The organism is Acinetobacter boissieri, from assembly GCF_900096955.1.
GTDB lineage: Bacteria > Pseudomonadota > Gammaproteobacteria > Pseudomonadales > Moraxellaceae > Acinetobacter > Acinetobacter boissieri.
This window is the reverse complement of sequence record NZ_FMYL01000001.1, coordinates 291,422-311,609: the sequence shown is the minus strand read 5'-3', so window position 1 is coordinate 311,609 and position 20,188 is coordinate 291,422. Positions and strand designations below refer to the sequence as shown.

Genomic DNA, 20,188 nt, shown 5'->3' with positions numbered 1-20,188 from the left:
TCAATGCAACAACAACTTGAACAGTTGGAAAAAGATGCAGGCATTGAGTGGCAAGAGTTTGAAATTGGTGAGTTGTTTGATGTAGGTACTGGTAGTTTAATTGATAATCAACAAGCGAAAAAAGGAGAGATACCTAGAATATCTGTTCAGGTAACCAATAATGGAATTATAGGTTACTTAAACGAGCATATCGAAAATGCAAAGTACTTAAAAAATTTTTTGAGTGTAAACTTTTTTGGAATTTCTTTTTATCACCCTTACCGTGCAAGTGTGGAAATGAAAGTACATACATTGAAGTTAAAAGATAGGGAGCTTACTCATGCGACTGGTTTATTCCTATCTACGACTTTAAATAAAAAATTCAAAGATGTTTATTCTTATGGTAATCAACTTTCTAGTTCAAAATTAAAAAATAATGGGATAAAAATCCAACTCCCGACCATCAATAATCAAATTTCTTATGAATTTATGGAGAAATTTATCGCTACGCTCAACGCAGAGCGTTTCGCTACGCTCAACGCTTACCTTTGTACAACAGGCTTAAAAGACTATCAGTTGACGCAAACGGAGCAAAAAGCCTTAGATGAATTGGAAGATATAAAGTGGGGGGAGTTTAATTTACAGCAATTGTATGGTAGATCTCAACGTGGAAGACGTTTAAAATCTGCTGATCGTATTTGTGGTAACTTACCTTTTGTAACTGCGGGAGAAGCTAATATGGGCATTTCCGCACTGGTAAGTAATGACGTACAAGTGTTTAACTCTAATACAATTACAATTGATATGTTTGGTTCTGCTAAATATCGTAATTATGAGTACGGGGCAGATGATCACGTGGCAGTGGTGCATACTCAAAATCTACCAAAATTTGCAGTGATATTTATAACAACGGCAATTCATAAATCATCTAATGCTGGTCAATTTGATTATTCTAGAAATTTTTATGCGAGTGATGCAGATGAGTTGAGTATATTACTCCCCATTAAAGCAGACCACACCCCAGACTACCCATATATATATGGAAACACTCATCAAGGCCATGCAAAAAGTAGTCATTAAAAATGTAGTGGAACACTTAGATGAACGTATAGAACTCACTCAAAATCTAGCACACTAGGTTGCAAGGAAAGTACATGAAACATAAAATCATCTACTTTCATGGTTTTCAAAGCCAAGCACATTCGGTAAAAGGGTTGTTGCTTCGCCAATATTGTGCGCAATATTTTCCTGATGTTAAGGTGTATTTACCCGACTTAAACCGACCACCATGTCAAGTGATTGAACATATACACTCTTATATGGCACAGTTCCCAAATCATCGGTTTTTCTGTGTAGGGAGTAGTCTAGGTGGTTTTTATGCCAATTACATTGCGTGTTTATATGGATTGAAATCAGTGTTGATTAACCCTGTAGTTGACCCTGCATTGGTGTTTGCAGAGCAGATAGGCATGTCAAATTTGCCCTATAGCATCACTTCATCATGGGCATTACAACAACTAGACTTAGATGATTTAGCACAGATGTTTACAAGCATTGTGCTAAAACGCAGTGAAAAACTGCTATTGTTACAACAAGGCGATGAAGTCTTGGATTATCAACAGGCACAGCGTTATTATATGCAGAGTCCATCACAGTGTATGATGATGACCATGCATGATGGTAATCACGTGATGAACAATTTCGCAGACAAAATTCCAATCATAATGATGTTTCTACTACAGTGTTTTACAGCAAGGAAAATATAAAACGTGTCACAATATACGGCTCAATCGCTTGAAGTACTCTCTGGTTTAGACCCTGTTCGCCGCCGTCCTGGCATGTATACAGACACGACTAGACCAAACCATTTGGCACAAGAAGTGATTGATAATGCAGTAGACGAAGCACTTGCAGGCCATGCCAATAAAATTACAGTGACTGTATATAAAGACGGTTCACTGTCTGTACAAGACAATGGGCGTGGTATGCCTGTAGACATACACCCCGAATATGGCCAAAGTGGTATTGAAATTATTTTAACTAAATTGCATGCAGGCGGAAAATTTAGCACCGATAACTATGAGTTTTCAGGGGGCTTGCATGGGGTTGGTATTTCAGTTGTGAATGCATTGTCTACGCGTGTAGAAGTAGAGGTACAACGTCAGGGTAACCTGTACAGTATGGCATTTGAGCAAGGCGTACCCGTTGAACCATTGGCTGTTTTAGAAGGTAAAGTTGCAAAAAAAAATACAGGAACAACAGTACATTTTTGGCCAGAAGCCAAGTATTTTGACAGCCCAAAATTTGCTTTAAAAGCATTAAAACATAACTTAAAAGCCAAAGCCGTACTTTCGGCGGGTTTGGAAATTAATTACATCGATCAGATCAACAACGAAACCATACAGTGGCAGTTTGAAAATGGTTTAGTTGATTATTTAATGGATGAATTGCAAGACCGAGACATATTGCCAAACCCTGCATTTGTGGCACAAGGTCAGGCAGAGCGTGCCAGTTGTGAGTTTGCTTTAAGTTGGAATTTAGAAGGTGGTGAGCAAACGCAAGAAAGCTATGTCAACCTGATACCCACAGCACAAGGTGGTACCCACGTAAATGGCTTGCGTTCAGGCATTACCGAAGCATTACGTGAGTTTTGTGAGTTGCGTAATTTACTGCCACGCCAACTTAAACTTTCTGCTGAAGATGTGTGGGACGGTGTAAATTATATCTTGTCACTTAAATTTCAAGAGCCACAATTTTCAGGTCAAACCAAAGAGCGTTTATCTAGCCGTGAAGCATCAAGTGTTGTGCTCAATATGGCCAAAGATGCATTTACTTTATGGTTAAACCAACACTCAGACTTAGCGTTACAACTTGCTGAAGCCGTGATTGCCAAAGCAGGTCGCAGATTAAAGGCCGCTAAAAAAGTTGAGCGTAAAAAAATTACTTCTGGCCCTGCACTGCCAGGTAAGTTGGCCGATTGTTCAGGGCTTACACGCGAAGAAAGTGAACTCTTTATTGTTGAAGGTGATTCGGCAGGAGGCAGTGCTAAGCAGGCACGAGATAAAAACTTCCAAGCGATTATGCCAATACGTGGAAAAATTTTAAATACATGGGAAGTGGCATCAGACGAAGTGCTTGCATCTCAAGAAGTACATGATATTGCCATTGCGATAGGTGTAGATCCTGGCAGTGATGATTTATCTGAACTACGCTATGGCCGAATTTGTATTTTGGCCGATGCCGACTCAGATGGTCTACACATTGCGACTTTGTTGTGTGCGTTATTTGTACGCCACTTCCGTGCTTTGGTCGATGAGGGGCATTTATTTGTGGCGATGCCACCGTTGTATCGTATAGATGATGGCAAAGATGTTTACTATGCTTTAGATGATGCAGAGCTTGAAGCGACCTTGAAAAAAGCCAAAAGTAAATCACCACAAATTACCCGTTTTAAAGGCCTAGGTGAAATGAATGCAGGGCAACTGCGTGAAACCACTATGGACCCAGACACACGCCGTCTGGTTCAGCTAGATTTAGATGATGCACAGTTCACAGCCAGTTTACTAGATAAACTCTTGGCTAAAAAACGCTCAGCTGACCGTAAACAATGGTTAGAGCAAAAAGGCAATTTAGCAGATGTAACCTTATAATATATTAGATGATTGTAAGTGCTGTTACTGCACTTACAATCTGTGCAGTATTTGATTAAGGGTGGGTTTCTCTGTATAAGTCCCACTCATCTTTTTCTAGGCCTTTAGGCAATTTGCAATTATTGGTTTGATTGCCAAATGCGTCTTTAAGTGGGTGTAGTTTGCCGCCTTGTTCAATACAGTATTGGCTTGCTGGATTAGCCATCTGTAATGTTTTTTTTGTAGGTGAGTGACTGCAGGCTGAAAGAATTAAACCACACATCACTAAAGTGCTTATAGAGTAGCGTTTTTTCATAGAAACTTCGATATTTGACCAAGATGTTGGCAAAATATAGCGAAATTTATAGGTCTTGCATGTAAAGAAATTTAGTGATGTTGGTGTGAAATGTAGCAATCATGAAGATGACTGCTACATATGATGCTTTATTCAGCAATGTGTACTGCCAAATCAAACTCAAAGACATCACAATTGTGACCTGTACCAATGCGGTCAATCACTGCAAAATCACTTGGGCTTTCTAAAGTCAGCAAGGGGTGATGCCATGTATTGACGCTATAATTTATGCCTTGTTTACCGTTAGACACAAAGGCTCGAATTTGAGAGAGATCAGGGCAGTCATCATTCAGTGCAGGGGCAACCACAATTAAAAATGCTTGCCCAGACATAGGAATAAATGCCTGTGAGCCCTGTGGATGTTTCTCTAACATTTTAATGTTAAACGGCACATTTGTAGTTTTAATATTACGAAAAATACTAATCCCAATGTCTGCCTGACCATGCTTTTGTGTTGTTACAATGGCATTGTAGCGCTCAGTATGAGCATCATTAATATGAAAAAAATCATGCCCTTCACAGCTAATCACGTCACCGAAAGGGGCGAAGCCCGCAATGGTGAGTGGTTCAATATGAACAATGTGCATACATGCTCCTTATTAGGCTTTGGCTTTACCCCACAGACGAATACGGCTAATGCCACCATCTGGAATCATATTTACACGAATATGTGATATTGCACCTGTGGCTAATATTTCCTCAATGTAGCTGTGAACATGATCCATTTGCATGTTTTGTGCATCTAATAAAAATGGCCAAAACATGCTTTGCGGAATCAATTGTGGATCGGTCGCATCTTCAATATAGGTGGCTTGAATAGAGACTTGTGCAGGATAATTGCCTTTAAAATGTGCAGTATCAATATCAATTTTTTCAATTTTTCCTGCTTGTCCCAATGCTAAAATACACCAGTCAAAACCAGGTGCACGGCGACGTTTGGTTTCCCAACCATCGCCCATGTTAACACCACGGCCAGGATTAACAAGATTACGAGGGTGGCCAAAGTGCGCATCGCTATATGCAATCACACGTCCACCATGTTCAAGTGCAAGTAAGTCTATGGTTTCATTACTGTGTTGGTTTGGCTCAACTTGCCCATAGATACGTAAGCGCGCAACGCCACCATCTGGAAAAATATTTAAACGAATATGGGTAAAGACCTGTGCTTGAGTATGGGTATAAAACACATGGTGTTGGCTTGGTCCTAAAATACTATTACCTAATACAGGCAGCCATACGGCATCTGCTAAATCTCCCGTAGGTGCATAACACCCTTCAAGTGAAGCAGAGGCAGGATAGTTGCCTGTAAAAAATGTGGTATCTATATCGACAGCTTGAATACGACCTGCAACGCCTAATTTGATAATACACCAGTCATAGCCCGCATGGCGTTTACGGCGAGTTTCCCAACCGTCCATCCATTTACCATTATCATCAAATTCATCTTCTATAAAAATTGGGGCATCAAAGGCCAGCATACGTTTTGCTTCTGCAAAAAATTGATCAGAACAGTCAATAATTTCTGCGCCAATACGTAGATCTGCCAAATTTGTGAGCATTTTTAGATCATCTGGCTGTTCAAATATGGGTGCAAGAAGTGTTGCCATATAATAGATTCCTTCATTATTTATAGGGTTTTTTCAGTAAAAGCAAATGTCACGCCAAATTTTAATTTTGCACAAAATGGGTGTAAATTGCAGCGAATATTCGAGAAATGGCACATTTTTGGCTAGATAAAAACAGATAATTTAAGAATAAGTAGAGATCAAGATGAAAATAGTCATTATTGGTGCGGGTATGGCAGGATTGACCGCGGGTATTGCACTAAAAAAGTTCGGACATGAGGTCGCAATTTATGAACAGACTGAGAAAATTTTGCCTGTAGGGGCAGCAATTTCACTGTGGTCAAATGGCGTAAAGTGCATGAACTATTTAGGTCTGACTGAGCAAATTAAACGCCTAGGCGGGCAAATGAATGATCTTGCTTATATTGATGGTCATTCAGGCGACACGATGACAGCCTTTAGTTTAGCACCTTTGGTCAAAGAGGTAGGCCAAAAGCCATATCCTGTTTCTCGTGCAGAACTTCAAAATATGCTCATGGATGAATTTGGTCGTGAAGATATTCATTTGGGTAAACGCATGACACAGCTCATACAGCAAGATGACAGCGTACAGGTTAAGTTTGCAGATGGCACAGAGATAAGTACTCCTTTACTTATTGGTGCAGACGGAACACATTCTATTACACGTACTTATGTATTGGGCGAGCAAGTCAGTCGCCGTTACGCAGGCTATGTGAATTGGAATGGTTTGGTTAAGGCATCAAACAATGTGGCACCCCTTGAGCAATGGACCACTTTTGTGGGTGAAGGCAAACGTGTTTCTGTCATGCCTGTTGCAGATAATCGCTTTTACTTTTTCTTTGATGTTCCATTATCTGTGGGTTTGGAAAACAATCGCAACACCTATAAGTCTGATTTAAAAGGGTATTTTGAAGGATGGTGCCCACAAGTACAATATTTGATTGATCAAATGGATGAGCAAACCACGAATCGTGTTGAAATTCATGATATTGAGCCATTTTTAAAATTCTACAAAGGTTCCGTCGTCATTTTAGGGGACGCAGCTCATAGTACCACGCCAGATATTGGGCAGGGAGGGTGTCAGGCTATGGAAGATGCTGTGTATTTGGCACGCTCTTTACAGGTCAATACATTGGGCATAGAAGATGCTTTACAGCGTTATCAGGACAAACGTAATGAGCGCACTAAAGAAATGGTTTTACGTGCTCGAAAACGTTGTGATGTGACGCACATGAAAGATGATGCTGTTACCCAAGCTTGGTATGACTCATTAAAAAAAGAGAAAGGGCAACACATTATGCAAGGTATTATTAACAATATTGTTGGTAATGTTTTAGATTAATTTTAAGTAAATAATGGGGTAAGTCATGGGTACATTTATTCAATTTAAACATGCCCATATTGATGGTTTTGTTTCATATTTTCTATGAGATGAATTGATGTGCCTGTTGAGAGAACCGATTGTGACAAATGACTTGATCTGTCTTACAAAAATGAGAATTTGTATGCCCATATTTTTTTAAAAACTAAAGTTTTTTACGTTTTTTTCAAAACTTGGAATAAGACTTGCTTTTAATTCTATAGAGATCGTGTGGTACACAGGTTTAAACCTTCATACATATTTGCTGAAGTTTAAATATCATATTTAATAGGAGAGTAAAGTAATGCAAGATACGGTTAAATCTCATCTTTCTAAGCGTAGTTTTAGTCTTAAAAAAATAACAATTCAACTATTGGCAAGTTTATCTATTTGTGGCGGTTTACTCGCTCAAGCACATGCAGAAGATAAAGCAGCTTTTGTTTATATTGGCCCAACAAGTGACCATGGTTGGAGCTATGCGCATGACCAAGGCCGTATTAAAGCCGAGAAAGCGTTAGCAGGTAAATTTAAAACATCTTATATTGAAAATGTATCAGAAACTGCAGATGCAGAACGTGTGATTCGCAATTTGGCGCAACAAGGCAATAAAATTATTTTTGCAACGTCATTTGGTTATATGAACCAAGTTGAAAAAGTTGCAAAGCAATTTCCTAACGTCACCTTCATGCATGCAACTGGCTATAAAGAAGCTAAAAATGTAGGTGTTTATGACTTGCGTACTTATGAAGGTGCGTATTTATTAGGTGTGATTGCTGGTCAAAAAACACAAAGTAATGTCTTGGGCGTGGTTGGCTCTTTCCCAATTCCTGAAGTGGTACGTAATATTAATGCTTATACTTTAGGGGCACAAAGTGTTAACCCTAAAATCACCACTAAAGTCGTTTGGGTCAATTCGTGGTTTAACCCAGGTAAAGAACGTGATGCAGCATTGGCGCTAATTTCACAAAAAGCAGATATTTTAATGCAAAATACTGACTCACCTGCTGTCGTGCAGGCTGCGGCACAAAAGGGTGTATATGCCTTTGGTTGGGATTCAGACATGACCAAATTTGGGCCGAATGCACATTTAGCAGCTTCTGTATTACATTGGGAAAAAGTATATACGCCTGCACTTGAGCAAGTTGCCAATAAAACGTGGAAACCAAGTGCAATTTGGTATGGGGTAAAACAAGGTGCTGTAGGTCTTGAAAACTTTGGCCCTGCAGTGACTGCACCAATGAAAGCAAAAGCGTTAGCAGTACAAGGCGAACTTCTAAAAGGGACTGTACATCCATTTGCTGGTCCAATTTATAAACAAGATGGTGCATTGGTGACAGCGAAAGGAACTGTTTTATCAGATGCGACTCTGAGCAAAATGAATTATTACGTGAAAGGTGTAGAAGGTTCTCTACCGAAATAATTTGCATTCATGTTCGACGATATGATGGATAAACTCGTTTTATCCATCATTATCTATTTAGCGGTTATCGACTGCGACAGAAATGAGTCAACTGAGCCTGCGTCTAAGCTTTTAGATTGCATAAAACTTTTATTGGTTTAGAGGCGAATGACTTCGCTGAATCTACTGTTTTTATTCCATTTTTTTCGGTCATTTATTGTTTTTGCAACGCCGTGTCAATCATGGGTTATGACGGTCTAGATCGGATTGTCTTAAAAAAGTCTAATCAAGACTTAAATTACATACAGAGTTTAGGTGATGCATACACAATCTTCCATTCATGACAAGAGCAATCGTTCGCCACAATCAGAGCCATTGCATAACCAAGTTCGACTTGAATTACTCAATGTTAGTAAAAGCTATAACACGCTTAAAGCAAATGATTGTATTGATTTGAAAGTCAATGCAGGACAAATTCATGCAATTTTAGGTGAAAATGGTGCCGGTAAAAGTACCTTAATGAAAATTATTTATGGTGCAACCAAAGCCGATCAGGGTCAAATTTTGTGGAATGGTAAAGAGGTATGTATTGATAACCCTGCAATGGCGAGAAAGCTTGGCATTGGCATGGTATATCAGCACTTTTCTTTGTTTGAAACGCTGACCGTTGCAGAAAACATTTTACTTGGGCTTGACCAGAAAATTGAAGCAAAAGCTTTACATGACAAAATCATTCAAGTCTCAGAGCAATATGGCTTGAAAGTAGATCCACAACGAGAAGTCTACTCGCTGTCTGTTGGAGAGCGACAACGTGTTGAAATTATTCGTTGTTTACTACAAAACCCATCTTTAATTATTTTAGACGAACCCACGTCTGTACTGACACCACAAGCCGTACAACAACTATTTAAAACATTAAAACTATTGGCATCGCAAGGAGTGTCTATTCTTTATATCAGTCATAAGTTACACGAAATTAAAGCGTTGTGTGATGAAGCCACCATTTTACGCAATGGGAAAGTAACAGGGTATGTATTGCCAAGTGAAAACAGTACTAGTGATTTGGCTCGCTTAATGATTGGACGTGAGTTGCCTGTGTATCAACACCAAGATTTTGAAGGGACAAAGAAGAAGTGCTTTGAATTGTCTCAGGTCAGTCATCGTTCAGATGATCCATTTGGTACGCATTTAGAGCAGATTAATTTAAGTATATATAGTGGTGAAATTACAGGTATTGCAGGTATTTCAGGCAATGGCCAAGCTGAACTCTTGTCCTTGCTTTCTGGTGAAGACACCACAAAGCAAGGACAGATTATTTTTGAAGGGCAAGATATCTCTAAAATGACAGCAGGGCAACGCCGTGATTTAGGCCTTGGTTTTGTTCCAGAAGAGCGTTTAGGGCGTGGTGCTGTACCCAATATGACGTTGGCACAAAACAGTTTACTGACCGCTTTTCGTCAAGGCTTAACCAAATTTGGTCTAATTCAATTTGAAAAAACCAAAAAATTTACTGCACAGTGTATTGAAAAATTTGGAGTAAAGGCTGCGGGTGTCAATGCTGAAGCACGCTCATTGTCAGGTGGTAATTTACAGAAATTTATTGTTGGGCGAGAGATCTTACAGCAACCTAAAGTACTTATTATTTCCCAACCAACATGGGGTGTAGACGTTGGTGCATCCATGTTTATTCGGCAAACCCTGATTGATTTGTCTCGCCAAGGCGTTGCAATCTTGGTGATTTCTGAAGAACTAGAAGAGCTATTTGAAATTAGCGATAAAATTTGTGTGTTAGCGTCGGGTCAATTGTCTGACCCAATGCCAACAACAGAAACCAATGCCGAACAAATTGGTCTACTCATGTCGGGAATTACCGCTGAAACAAAAACAGTAAATTCTTCTCTTAATAAAAATGCTCATGTTTAGCATGCAAAGTGAAATGATGAAATAGGGTGAAAAGATGCATTTATTAGAGCCAAGAGAACATCCCTCTCAAGTGATGAAGTGGCTTTCTCCTGTCATTGCACTGATTGCAATGCTAATTGTAGGTAGTTTTTTATTTTTAGCACTGGGTGTAAAGCCAACTCAAGCGTTATATATCTTTTTTATTGAACCACTCACCAGCACGTATAGTTTAAGTGAGCTGTTTGTCAAGGCGAGTCCTCTTATTTTAATTGCATTAGGGCTTGCTGTTGGTTTTCGTGCCAAACTTTTTAATATTGGTGCAGAAGGTCAGTTGACCATGGGTGCAATCTTTGGCGGTGGCGTTGCCATTTTATGTCATGATCAAGTCGGTTGGTGGATTTTACCGCTCATGATTGTGATGGGTGCTATTGGCGGTGCATTTTGGGGCTTAATTCCAGCATTACTCAAAACTCATTTTAATGCAGAAGAAACGCTGACAACGCTTATGATGAATTACGTGGCAATGTTTATTCTACTGTATTTAGTGGGTGGGCCATGGCGCGACCCAGATGGTATGAATTTTCCACAATCAGTCATGTTCGGTGACAGCACGACTTTACCTTTGGTGATTGATGGTACACGGATCAATATCTCTATTTTTATTACCTGTGTTTCTGTGGTGCTGTTTTGGCTATTTGTACGAAAAAGTATGACGGCATTTAAACTTGAAGTAAGTGGCCAAGCGCCACATGCTGCAAAGTATGCAGGGTTTTCTTCGAAAAAAGCCATTTGGTTTAGTTTGGGTATTTCTGGACTGATGGCAGGTATTGCAGGCTTATGTGAAGTTGCAGGGCCAATTGGTCAATTAAACCCTAATATTTCTCCGGGCTATGGTTATGCTGCCATTATTGTGGCGTATTTAGGTCGTTTAAATCCAATCGGTATTGTACTTTCTGGGTGCTTAATGGCATTGATTTACCTTGGTGGCGAAATGGCACAAATGCAACTGCAATTGCCTGTTGCGATTACTGGAGTTTTTCAGGGTTTATTGCTCTTTTTTCTTTTAGCTTCAGATGCATTTATTGAAAATCGCTATCGGTTTTTCAAAAGAAAAATAAAAACAACACCCGTAAGTACACCCTAATATGTCATTTAATGCCGATAAAAATGCAGGCAGGAGAACAGCATGAGTATTGAAGTTACAGCAATTTTGGCAGGTACAATTGCAGCTGCAACGCCGTTAATTTTTGCAGGGTTAGGTGAGCTCGTTGCCGAAAAAACAGGTGTGATTAATCTGGGTGTCGAAGGCATGATGTTAGTGGGGGCAATTGCAGGGTTTGCTTTTGCTTCACATTATGAGGCCAGCGTGTTTAGCTCACTTCTTGTTGGAGGGGCTGCTGGCATGGCGATGTCGCTCATTTTTGCTTTTTTTACGCTCTCTATGAGTACCAATCAGTCTGCTTGTGGTTTAGCACTCACCATTTTTGGTATGGGAATTTCGGCTTTTATTGGGCAAAACTATGTGAGTACTGCTTTACCGGGCCTACATAATTTAAATATTCCAGTTCTGTCTGATATTCCTATACTGGGGCCAATATTATTTCAACAAAACTATGTGGTTTATTTATCGATATTGGCTTTTTTAGTGGTGTGGTGGGTTTTAGCAAAAACTCGTTTAGGTCTACTACTTAAAGCAGTCGGTGAGTCGCCTGAAAGTGCGCATGCTATGGGTTATAACGTGCTGGCTATTCGTTATGGCGCTGTGTTATTTGGTGGCTTAATGGCAGGCATTGGTGGTGCATTTTTGTCAACAGTGTATACACCAATGTGGATTGAAAATATGGTGGCAGGTCGAGGTTGGATTGCCATTGCTTTGGTGGTCTTTGCAACGTGGAAACCTACTCGTTTAATGTTGGGGGCATATCTGTTTGGTGGCGTAACGATTTTACAATTCCATGCACAGGCATTGGGTCTGAATGTACCGAATGAGTTTCTTTCAGCACTGCCTTATGTGGCGACCATTGTGGTATTAGTCATTATTTCACGTGACAGAAAATTATTAAAAATGAACTTGCCTGCATCTTTAGGTAAAACTTTTAATCCTTAAATTTAAAGTACATTTGCTTTATTTATATTGCATCAGATAGGGTGCAATTTTTTTATGTGTAAAGTATTTGGTTACTATAATCAATGTCTAAGACTTTTTGCTGATTAAGAGTTTTATGCCATTTGGAGCCGCTACGGCAGATAAGGCTTGATAGATCAAAACTCTCGCCCGAGTAAAACCATGTATTAGATATGTCTAAAATTAACATTACAGCACATACGACACATCTAAAAATGAGAGCGATTGGCTCTCATTCTATTTAACTTTTTATTATGTTTAATATGCGTGTTTTTTATTCCATTCTTCTTTGGTGATTTCCCAAAGTTCGGTGTCAAGCTCACCTTCTATATATTGTTTTTTACTGGTTGCGATTAATCTCATTCCTGAGCTTATAGATATTTTTTTTGATGCAACATTTATGGTGGCTTTTGGTACGCGTAAAATATTTCTATTGAGTGTATTGAACCAAAAGTCAGTGACTATTGTACTTGCTTCTGTCATATAACCGTTGCCTTGCCATTTTGGCATGAGCCAAAAGCCTCGATGATCGTCCTGTCGGTCTGTGACTGAAATCATTCCAATGATTATACTTGACTCTTCTTTACGGCGTATTGTCCAATGCCAAGCTGTTCCATTTTCTGATGCAGGAAGAGCAATGTGATTGACATATTGGTATGCACCATCTTTAGGGTATGGCCAAGGGAAATTAGCGGCAAGATAGCGAACAATTTCCCATTGAGGAAAACTGAGTTGGATCTGATCTGCATCGATGGGTTCTAATGGGCAAAGATAAAGGTGTTCTGTTTCAAATTTAGGCGTTTTTATTTAAAAATACTTTTAATTCAGTGAGGTTATATATTTAATTTTTATTATTTATCTCATGCTTTGCTATGAAAAACAATAGGTCTTGTAAATGCCTTGAGTATAAGAAATAGAAAAATAAAATAAACAAATTTAATGGTATTATTTAATAGCTATCGGGTACTGAAATGGTGAAACCATTTTGGGGTCAGTTGACCCCAAAACAGTCAGTGCTAATTAGAAGTGGTAATCTAAACGGATCATTGGAGTGCTTGCTGTTGAACCCTTGTTACCTGCAGTTGGGTTACCAAATTTGTTGTGCCAGTATTGGTATTCAAAACCTGCACGGAAGGTTTTGTCATTTTTACCCCACAGTGAAGATAAGTCATACATTAACATTGCATCAATATTGGTTTCAGGTGCAGTTTTACCCCCAAACTCATTTTTGCCTTTTGAATCAATCCATAAAGCAAAACCTTCAAAAGATAATGGTGTTTTACCAATTGGCATGCCCCAGCTCAGTTGGAATGCAGCATGTGGGTCATAGCTATAACGGCTACTAATGGCTGCTGGTTTGTTGCTTTCAAAAAATACTAATGCACTTAAGCTTAAAAAGCCCGGTACATCGAAGTTAATGGTTGGCCCAACCACCCACATTTGTTTTTTAGAAGCATAGCCATCATTTTTAGTATTCCAATCTAGGCCTGCAGTTAATGCATAGCCACGAATACCCTGGGATGAAAGATCAGTTTTAAATACTTTACCAATATCTATACTATTACGGTACACCAAATACGCTTCTTGAGTGCCTTTACCACCTGATTGCGCTGAATTTGGCTCTGATGAAGATTGTAAAAAATCTACATTTAAAAAGTTAGTCCCGTAAGTGTATCCACTTGCATGTGTGAACGAGTAAATTTGTTTAGTGATGTCAATTTTTGAACCATCACTGTTATTTTTAAATGGTTCTGTAAAGTCTGTACCATAGCGCCAACCAATTGCGTTGTCGCTCCAAGTAAGTGCAGATGCAGAAGTCGATAGCAATACAGAAGATAACAGTGCGGTGGCAACTGCAGATTTTTTATAGTTAGACAGGTGTTTGAATAGCATGTAAAGCCCCCAAGTAGTCTGATATTGACCAAGTTAAGTAATACCCCAAAATTTTTCATATCAGAACGATAGAAAATGAGATAAGCCACGTATTGGCTTATCAAGCAAAAAATGCACCACACTTTATAAAATTTATTAAAAAAAATAAACAAAAAACCATTATTCGTACAAAAAACTTTTATTATTAACTATTTAATTTTTATATGTACTAACTTCCTCTATATGTCGAGTATGCATAGGGGCTCATTAGCAATGGAATATGATAGTGTTCATGTGCATTGGCAATATAAAACTGTAAGCACACTTTTGGGAAAAAGGTGTCCTGTTTGAGTGCTTTAAAGTATGGCAAGATATCGTATTCAAGTTGATACGCACCTTCAGTGATCACATGCTCACCTAAACTAAAATCTTTAAGTCTGCCGTCAGTATCAGTAATGCCTTGCCCAATCAGAGTATGGTTGTTGGCATCAAATAATTTGACCTGTATGCCACTGGCAGGTTTGCCACGGTTGGTATCTAAAATATGGGTGCTAATCATGGGTTAATTCTTTGATCTAAACGGCGTAAAGCAATAAGCGCCAGTTGTTGTTTGACAATGTGTTGTTCGGTTTTGGTGTCATGTGTTAAACGGATTGTTAACTGTTCGAGTACCTGTTCACTCGACAACCCTGCTGCTTTAATTAAAAAGATAAAACCAAACTTTTCTTCATACGCAATATTGCCTGCAAGAAGTGCCATTTGAGTACGTTGATCTTGCGAAATATTGGCTTGTTCTGCATGAGAATGTTGCTGTTCTTGTGCAGATAAATGCGTGGTTGAAGGCTTTTCACCAATACGTGGGTGCTTACTGAGTGCAGATTCAATCTCTACCCATTGCCATGTTTTTGCTTGATTTTCAGCACAGCATATTAAGGACTGTTTGGATGGAAATGGACGTTTTTGTTGGATGTGATCGACCCATGATTCAATATTGACACAGCTTTGTAAAAACTGTGCCACTTCAGTGGATCGAGCTTGGTTAAAGTCGACAAGTTGCATGACATTCTCTAATAGTTTAAAAACAATAATATCGGTGCTGTTACTTACTTTGTTTGGCTGTAGTGGTCATACCAATGCGTTGCAATATCGTTACGGCGACAAACCCAGACCTGTTCATGTTGTTGTACATAGTCTAAAAAACGTTGTAAAGCACGAAACCGACCCGGACGACCTAAAATACGGCAATGCATACCAATCGACATCATTTTTGGCGCGGTTTCACCTTCTGCATACAACACATCAAAACCATCTTTCAGGTATTGGTAGAACTGTTCACCGCTGTTAAAGCCACCTGGCGAACAGAACTTCATATCATTGCTTTCTAGAGTGTATGGAATCACCAAATGTGGGCGAGTTTGCTTATTTTCGGTTGGGAGTGATGTCCAAAAAGGCAGGTCATCGCCATAGTAATCACAGTCATATTTAATTTGTGGAAACTCTGCCAGTAACTTGCGGGTGTTTGGGCTATCTCTACCTGTGTACCAACCCATCGGTGTTTGACCAAATAAGGCTTCAATCACAGTAATGGCTTGGTCCATATATTGACGTTCTTGCTCTATGCTCATGTCTTGATAATGAATCCAACGTTGGCCGTGTGACACAATGTCGTAATTACTATTTTTGATGGCTTCGACAATGTAGGGGTTACGGGCTAAAGCCATACCTACACCAAAAATAGTCATGGGTAAGCCACGTTGTTTAAATTCATGATGAATACGCCAAAACCCTGCACGTGAGCCATATTCATACATTGAATCCATAGACATATGTTTATCTGGGAAACTGGCGGCACCAATGATGTCAGATAAGAATTGTTCTGAACCTGTATCTCCATGCTCTACATGGTTTTCACTGCCTTCTTCATAATTAAGTACAAACTGTACTGCCACACGGGCGTTGTTTGGCCAAGAAATCTTTGGATTTTCACCATGATAGCCAATGAGGTCACGGCTATATGCCTCAGATTGAATATGGTCAACCAGTGCTTGACCACGCAGATATGAAGTTGTCAATTTGTTATCCTTTTGATAATTTTTTAAAAATATACTTGCATATTTTAAAAGTTAGATCATATTAAAAGTAGAAGGACACTTTAAAAGCAAGAAAACTTTAGTGTTATAGCGCTCTATAGTTATACCGATTTTGGTGAATCTTGTGAATAAAGCCAGGTGCAAATAAATGGATGTATTTTTTCTGCACCACATTAGCAAAAAGCGAGGATAATGTATGAATATTGAAATCCGCACAGATAAAAACATTAAAAATAGTGAGCGTTTAATCAGTTATGTACAGACTGAAATTAGCGATAAATTTCAGCGTCATGGTGAGAAAATAACCCATTTTTCAGTACATTTAAGTGATGAAAATGCAGCAAAAGGCGGAGATAACGACCTGCGTTGTATGATTGAAGCACGTCCCGCAGGCTTAAAACCAGTCGCTGTTTCGCACAAAGCATCAACCATTGATACCGCAATTCATGGTGCTGTTGAGCGATTAAAACACAGCCTAGAACATTTGTTTGAAAAACAAAAAAATCCACGAGATCAGAAACCACTAGACGTTGCACCTGAGCCACTCTAATTTGATTTACATGTGGTACGACAAAAAAGCACCTTTTTCGGTGCTTTTTTGTCGTCTAGAGCATGCTTTCTTGTTACACTAAAAAAAATATGACATGAGCGTAAAGATGCTAACAGCACAACAGCAACAGTTAATCGAAGCCATTGAAGCTTTAGACTTAGAGGGCGTACAGCAGGCTTTAGCGCAAGGGTTAGATGTAAATTTTATTGCCCCTGAAAAAGGTCTACCCATTTCGATTGCGTGTGATGGTATATTTGCTTGGTGGGAAGCAGTATCGACAGCTTATACTGAAGGTACACCGTGGTCAGAACAACAAAAACAGCAAAAATTACAGATTCATTTAGACATCTTAGATGCGTTAATTGCAGCAGGTGCAAATATTCACTTGTGGGATGCTGAAGAGTTTTATGGTCCTTTGTGGGATTGTTCAAGCGCAGCCTGTGTACCTGCAGTACAACGACTACTTGACTTAAAAGTTAATCCGAATACTAAAGATGATGAAGACCTTACGATTTTGTCATCGATTAGCCAACTCTTTTTTGACTGTGACTATGATGAAATAGATTGGTCACAAGCGTTACCAGAAGAGCAACAAACACTGCAACTCTTGCGTGAGCATGGTGCAAAAATGTCTAAAGAATTGAGTCTTTAAAAGTGGGTATGACCATGAAAAAAATATTTAAAATCACAGTAATTTGTTCGGCGTTAACAAGTGCACATGTATTTGCCCAAGATTTTTCCTTTGACCGTCCTGGTACTGGTTTTGGTACCAGTATTACTCCTGTGGGTCATTTAGCTTGGGAGCAAAGTCTACCTACCGTGAGCTATAGTAAGTCAACAATTAACAACGGCTTACAAAATATAGTATCGCTACAAGGTGATATGGAGTTTCGTACAGGTTTAACTAAAAATACTGAGCTTCAATTGGGGTTTGGTGGTCCAGGTTGGATCAAAACCACATCACAAGGTAAAAAAACCACAGATCATGGTTTAGGTGATGTGAGTGTGGGGATTAAGCATGCGGTAGATTTAAATGACAACCGCATGAGCATGGCATTATTAGGTCAGGTGGTGGTTGCCACAGGAAATGACCAATTTACAGCAGAAGATAACATTTATGCAGTGTCTTCTAGCGTACAGTATGCCCAAAATGACATTTTAACCACCGGTATTACCATGCGTTATGAAATGCAAAATCATGATTTTGCAGTCACTGCCGTGCCGACTTTAAGTTATCAGTTGTCTAAAAAGTGGTCTGGATACTCTGAATTTGTTTACCGTAAGCAAGAGAGTGAAGCCAGCCAAACCTCTTTAGCAACAGGAATCATTTATGCAGTGAACTCACGCATGCAACTCGATGCCAGTGTGGGCGTAGGTTTAGGTGGTGATGTACCAGATTATAAAGGTGGTTTAGGTGTGTCATTTTTATTTTAAGCCTTAGCTAGTAAATGTTTGAGTAATTTATGGTTTTTCTGTCTCGTAGTTTGTGTAAGATACTGTGGTTCATGATGGTTTTGACGATGGCATGGATCAGTGCCACATTACATGCAGAAGAACCTTTATTACCCGCCAATCAAGCTTTTGTTTTTAGTAGCGATGCAATAGATCGCAATCATATTGCATTGGCATGGCAAATTGCACCTGATTATTACTTATATCAACATAAAGTGACGATACACGCCAATCAGCAAGATGTTCTACTCAAGTTTCCGCAAGCCACTCAACAACATGATGAAAATTTTGGTACAACATGGGTCTATTTTAATCGACTCAATTTAAACATAAAGGCTAAGCCGAATACGGTTTATGATGTGTCTTGGCAAGGCTGTGCTAAAGATCGTTTATGTTATCCACCACAACATATGCAGTTCAAAACTGATGCAGATGGTTTGATGGTGGCAGAAAATAAGATTGCTTCACAGCGAAGTGTGTTTGATCAAGCATTGACTCGCCAAAATGATGAACCTACCCCACAAAACACTCTGCCAACAACACAATTAAATCCAAATAATACTACTACATTAGATACTGCATCTGATCAGCATTGGGCCTCTCGTTTAGAAAATCACTCATTAGGCTATGGCTTAGGGCTATTTTTAGGGCTTGGATTTTTATTGGCTTTTACGCCGTGTTCATTACCCATGTTGCCAATTGTGAGCTCTTTAGTGATTCGAGAGAAAAAAGGTGCACGAGCATGGTTGGTTGCTGGGGTATTTGTACTAAGTATGGCCACAATATATGCCTTGCTTGGTGTATTGGCGTCTTACGCAGGTTTAGGTTTTCAGCGTTGGCTACAGCAACCCATAACTTTAATGGCGTTTAGTGGGTTATTTGTGATCTTTGCGCTGAATTTATTTGGTCTATTTGAACTGCAACTGCCTCGTTTTTTAACTGCACGTTTAGATACATTACAGGCTAAGCAACAAGGGGGGTCATACCTTGGTGCAATTGTTATGGGAAGTGTTTCAGCACTACTTGTCGGGCCATGTATGACTGCACCACTTGCAGGTGCGCTCCTTTTTATTGCTCAAACTCAAAATCAATGGCATGGGGCATTGCTGTTATTTGTATTGGGTTTAGGCATGGGCATGCCTTTACTTTTAGTCAGTATTTTAGGCAGTAAAATTTTGCCTAAAGCTGGCTTATGGATGAACCAAGTCAAAATCATTTTTGCATTTATTATGCTTGGTCTTGCAGTGTATTTTTTAAGACCTTTACTGAGTGTATTTTGGCTTCATTTGCTCACTCAACTGTTATATGGTGCTTTTGCAATTTATGCATTATATGCCATCTATAAATACACATTAAAACTCAAAATTTGTTACGGCGTATTGTTATTTGCAGTAGTCACTGCATTTGCCATACAACAAATGCAGTACCAGCAACAAATACAAGCAGTCAGTAGTCAAGTGGTTTGGCACGTGGCAACAGATGAGCAGAGTTTTCAAGACTTGTTAAGCCGTGCACCAAAAGGTCAAGCTATAGTCATTGATGTTTATGCAGACTGGTGTGTGGCATGCCAACCCATAGAGCATGGTATTTTAAAGCAAGCCAATATTCAAAAAGCCCTACAGCCGTATTATTTAATTAAGCTCGACTTGAGTAAATATAATACATCGCAACAAAATATTTTGACCCAGTGGCAGGTACTTGGGCCACCAACCTATCTTTTCTTAGATGCGTCACATCAAGAACGTAGAGATTTACGCTTAACAGGTGAGTTTGAGCAAGATAAATTACATGCGCAACTCGGTGCACTGGCACAGTAATTTATATGATTTAAATATATATTCAGTAAAGGTAATGTCATTTAAGGTGCTTATATTAAGGGCACTTTCTTT

At 39.2% G+C, this 20,188-nt stretch carries 20 protein-coding genes; 12 read left to right on the top strand and 8 right to left on the bottom strand.

Annotation, left to right across the window (positions count from 1 at the left end):
• The first annotated feature begins 3 nt into the window (after positions 1-3).
• The 3 genes from BLS38_RS01425 (at position 4) to parE (ending at position 3,629) form a co-directional block, all read left to right on the top strand.
• Entirely contained in the window at positions 4-1,059 is a 1,056-nt protein-coding gene (locus BLS38_RS01425) for a restriction endonuclease subunit S (RefSeq protein ID WP_213030489.1), read from the top strand.
• 74 nt (positions 1,060-1,133) lie between these two features.
• Positions 1,134-1,745, top strand: a complete 612-nt coding sequence (locus BLS38_RS01420; protein ID WP_092746546.1) for a YqiA/YcfP family alpha/beta fold hydrolase — start codon at positions 1,134-1,136, stop codon at positions 1,743-1,745.
• 3 nt (positions 1,746-1,748) lie between these two features.
• On the top strand, positions 1,749-3,629 hold the full coding sequence (parE, locus tag BLS38_RS01415) for a DNA topoisomerase IV subunit B (protein ID WP_092746545.1): 1,881 nt from the start codon (positions 1,749-1,751) through the stop codon (positions 3,627-3,629).
• Between the two features lie 55 nt (positions 3,630-3,684).
• Here the strand turns inward: parE and BLS38_RS01410 are convergent, their stop codons facing one another.
• The 3 genes from BLS38_RS01410 to alc form a co-directional block, all read right to left on the bottom strand.
• On the bottom strand, positions 3,685-3,924 hold the full coding sequence (locus BLS38_RS01410; RefSeq protein WP_092746544.1) for a putative hemolysin: 240 nt from the start codon (positions 3,922-3,924) through the stop codon (positions 3,685-3,687).
• Between the two features lie 128 nt (positions 3,925-4,052).
• Positions 4,053-4,550, bottom strand: coding sequence for an ureidoglycolate lyase (locus BLS38_RS01405; RefSeq protein WP_092746543.1), 498 nt, complete (start codon positions 4,548-4,550; stop codon positions 4,053-4,055).
• A gap of 12 nt (positions 4,551-4,562) precedes the next feature.
• On the bottom strand, positions 4,563-5,570 hold the full coding sequence (gene alc / locus BLS38_RS01400) for an allantoicase (RefSeq protein ID WP_092746542.1): 1,008 nt from the start codon (positions 5,568-5,570) through the stop codon (positions 4,563-4,565).
• Between the two features lie 163 nt (positions 5,571-5,733).
• Here alc and hpxO point away from each other — a divergent pair, with 163 nt between their 5' ends.
• From hpxO to BLS38_RS01375, 5 genes are all read left to right on the top strand, one after another.
• Entirely contained in the window at positions 5,734-6,891 is a 1,158-nt protein-coding gene (hpxO, locus tag BLS38_RS01395; protein ID WP_092746541.1) for an FAD-dependent urate hydroxylase HpxO, read from the top strand.
• A gap of 322 nt (positions 6,892-7,213) precedes the next feature.
• Entirely contained in the window at positions 7,214-8,329 is a 1,116-nt protein-coding gene (locus BLS38_RS01390; RefSeq protein WP_092746540.1) for a BMP family ABC transporter substrate-binding protein, read from the top strand.
• Between the two features lie 297 nt (positions 8,330-8,626).
• On the top strand, positions 8,627-10,231 hold the full coding sequence (locus tag BLS38_RS01385; protein ID WP_092746539.1) for an ABC transporter ATP-binding protein: 1,605 nt from the start codon (positions 8,627-8,629) through the stop codon (positions 10,229-10,231).
• A gap of 34 nt (positions 10,232-10,265) precedes the next feature.
• Positions 10,266-11,354, top strand: coding sequence for an ABC transporter permease (locus BLS38_RS01380; RefSeq protein ID WP_092746538.1), 1,089 nt, complete (start codon positions 10,266-10,268; stop codon positions 11,352-11,354).
• Between the two features lie 42 nt (positions 11,355-11,396).
• Positions 11,397-12,317, top strand: coding sequence for an ABC transporter permease (locus tag BLS38_RS01375; protein ID WP_092746537.1), 921 nt, complete (start codon positions 11,397-11,399; stop codon positions 12,315-12,317).
• 276 nt (positions 12,318-12,593) lie between these two features.
• On the opposite strand, the gene BLS38_RS01370 is transcribed toward BLS38_RS01375, so the two are convergent.
• From BLS38_RS01370 to puuE, 5 genes are all read right to left on the bottom strand, one after another.
• Positions 12,594-13,142 (bottom strand): GNAT family N-acetyltransferase, encoded by a 549-nt coding sequence (locus BLS38_RS01370; RefSeq protein WP_092746536.1) that lies wholly within the window; start codon positions 13,140-13,142, stop codon positions 12,594-12,596.
• A gap of 213 nt (positions 13,143-13,355) precedes the next feature.
• A complete protein-coding gene (locus BLS38_RS01365; RefSeq protein ID WP_092746535.1) occupies positions 13,356-14,228 on the bottom strand; it encodes an outer envelope protein in 873 nt (290 codons plus the stop codon).
• Positions 14,229-14,436: 208 nt separating this feature from the next.
• Entirely contained in the window at positions 14,437-14,766 is a 330-nt protein-coding gene (gene uraH, locus BLS38_RS01360) for a hydroxyisourate hydrolase (protein WP_092746534.1), read from the bottom strand.
• Positions 14,763-15,266, bottom strand: a complete 504-nt coding sequence (gene uraD / locus BLS38_RS01355) for a 2-oxo-4-hydroxy-4-carboxy-5-ureidoimidazoline decarboxylase (RefSeq protein WP_092746533.1) — start codon at positions 15,264-15,266, stop codon at positions 14,763-14,765. Before uraD ends, uraH begins: the two co-directional genes overlap by 4 nt.
• A gap of 44 nt (positions 15,267-15,310) precedes the next feature.
• Positions 15,311-16,279: an allantoinase PuuE gene (gene puuE / locus BLS38_RS01350; RefSeq protein ID WP_092746532.1), complete on the bottom strand. Its 969-nt coding sequence runs from the start codon at positions 16,277-16,279 to the stop codon at positions 15,311-15,313.
• Positions 16,280-16,493: 214 nt separating this feature from the next.
• Between puuE and BLS38_RS01345 the strand changes: the two genes are divergently transcribed.
• The 4 genes from BLS38_RS01345 to dsbD all read left to right on the top strand — a co-directional run bounded on the left by BLS38_RS01345 (position 16,494) and on the right by dsbD (position 20,116).
• Positions 16,494-16,847, top strand: coding sequence for an HPF/RaiA family ribosome-associated protein (locus BLS38_RS01345; RefSeq protein ID WP_092746531.1), 354 nt, complete (start codon positions 16,494-16,496; stop codon positions 16,845-16,847).
• Between the two features lie 106 nt (positions 16,848-16,953).
• On the top strand, positions 16,954-17,499 hold the full coding sequence (locus tag BLS38_RS01340) for an ankyrin repeat domain-containing protein (protein ID WP_092746530.1): 546 nt from the start codon (positions 16,954-16,956) through the stop codon (positions 17,497-17,499).
• A 14-nt stretch (positions 17,500-17,513) separates the two neighbouring features.
• On the top strand, positions 17,514-18,281 hold the full coding sequence (locus BLS38_RS01335) for a transporter (RefSeq protein ID WP_092746694.1): 768 nt from the start codon (positions 17,514-17,516) through the stop codon (positions 18,279-18,281).
• A gap of 71 nt (positions 18,282-18,352) precedes the next feature.
• Positions 18,353-20,116 (top strand): protein-disulfide reductase DsbD, encoded by a 1,764-nt coding sequence (gene dsbD / locus BLS38_RS01330; RefSeq protein ID WP_244518111.1) that lies wholly within the window; start codon positions 18,353-18,355, stop codon positions 20,114-20,116.
• Positions 20,117-20,188 lie beyond the last annotated feature (72 nt).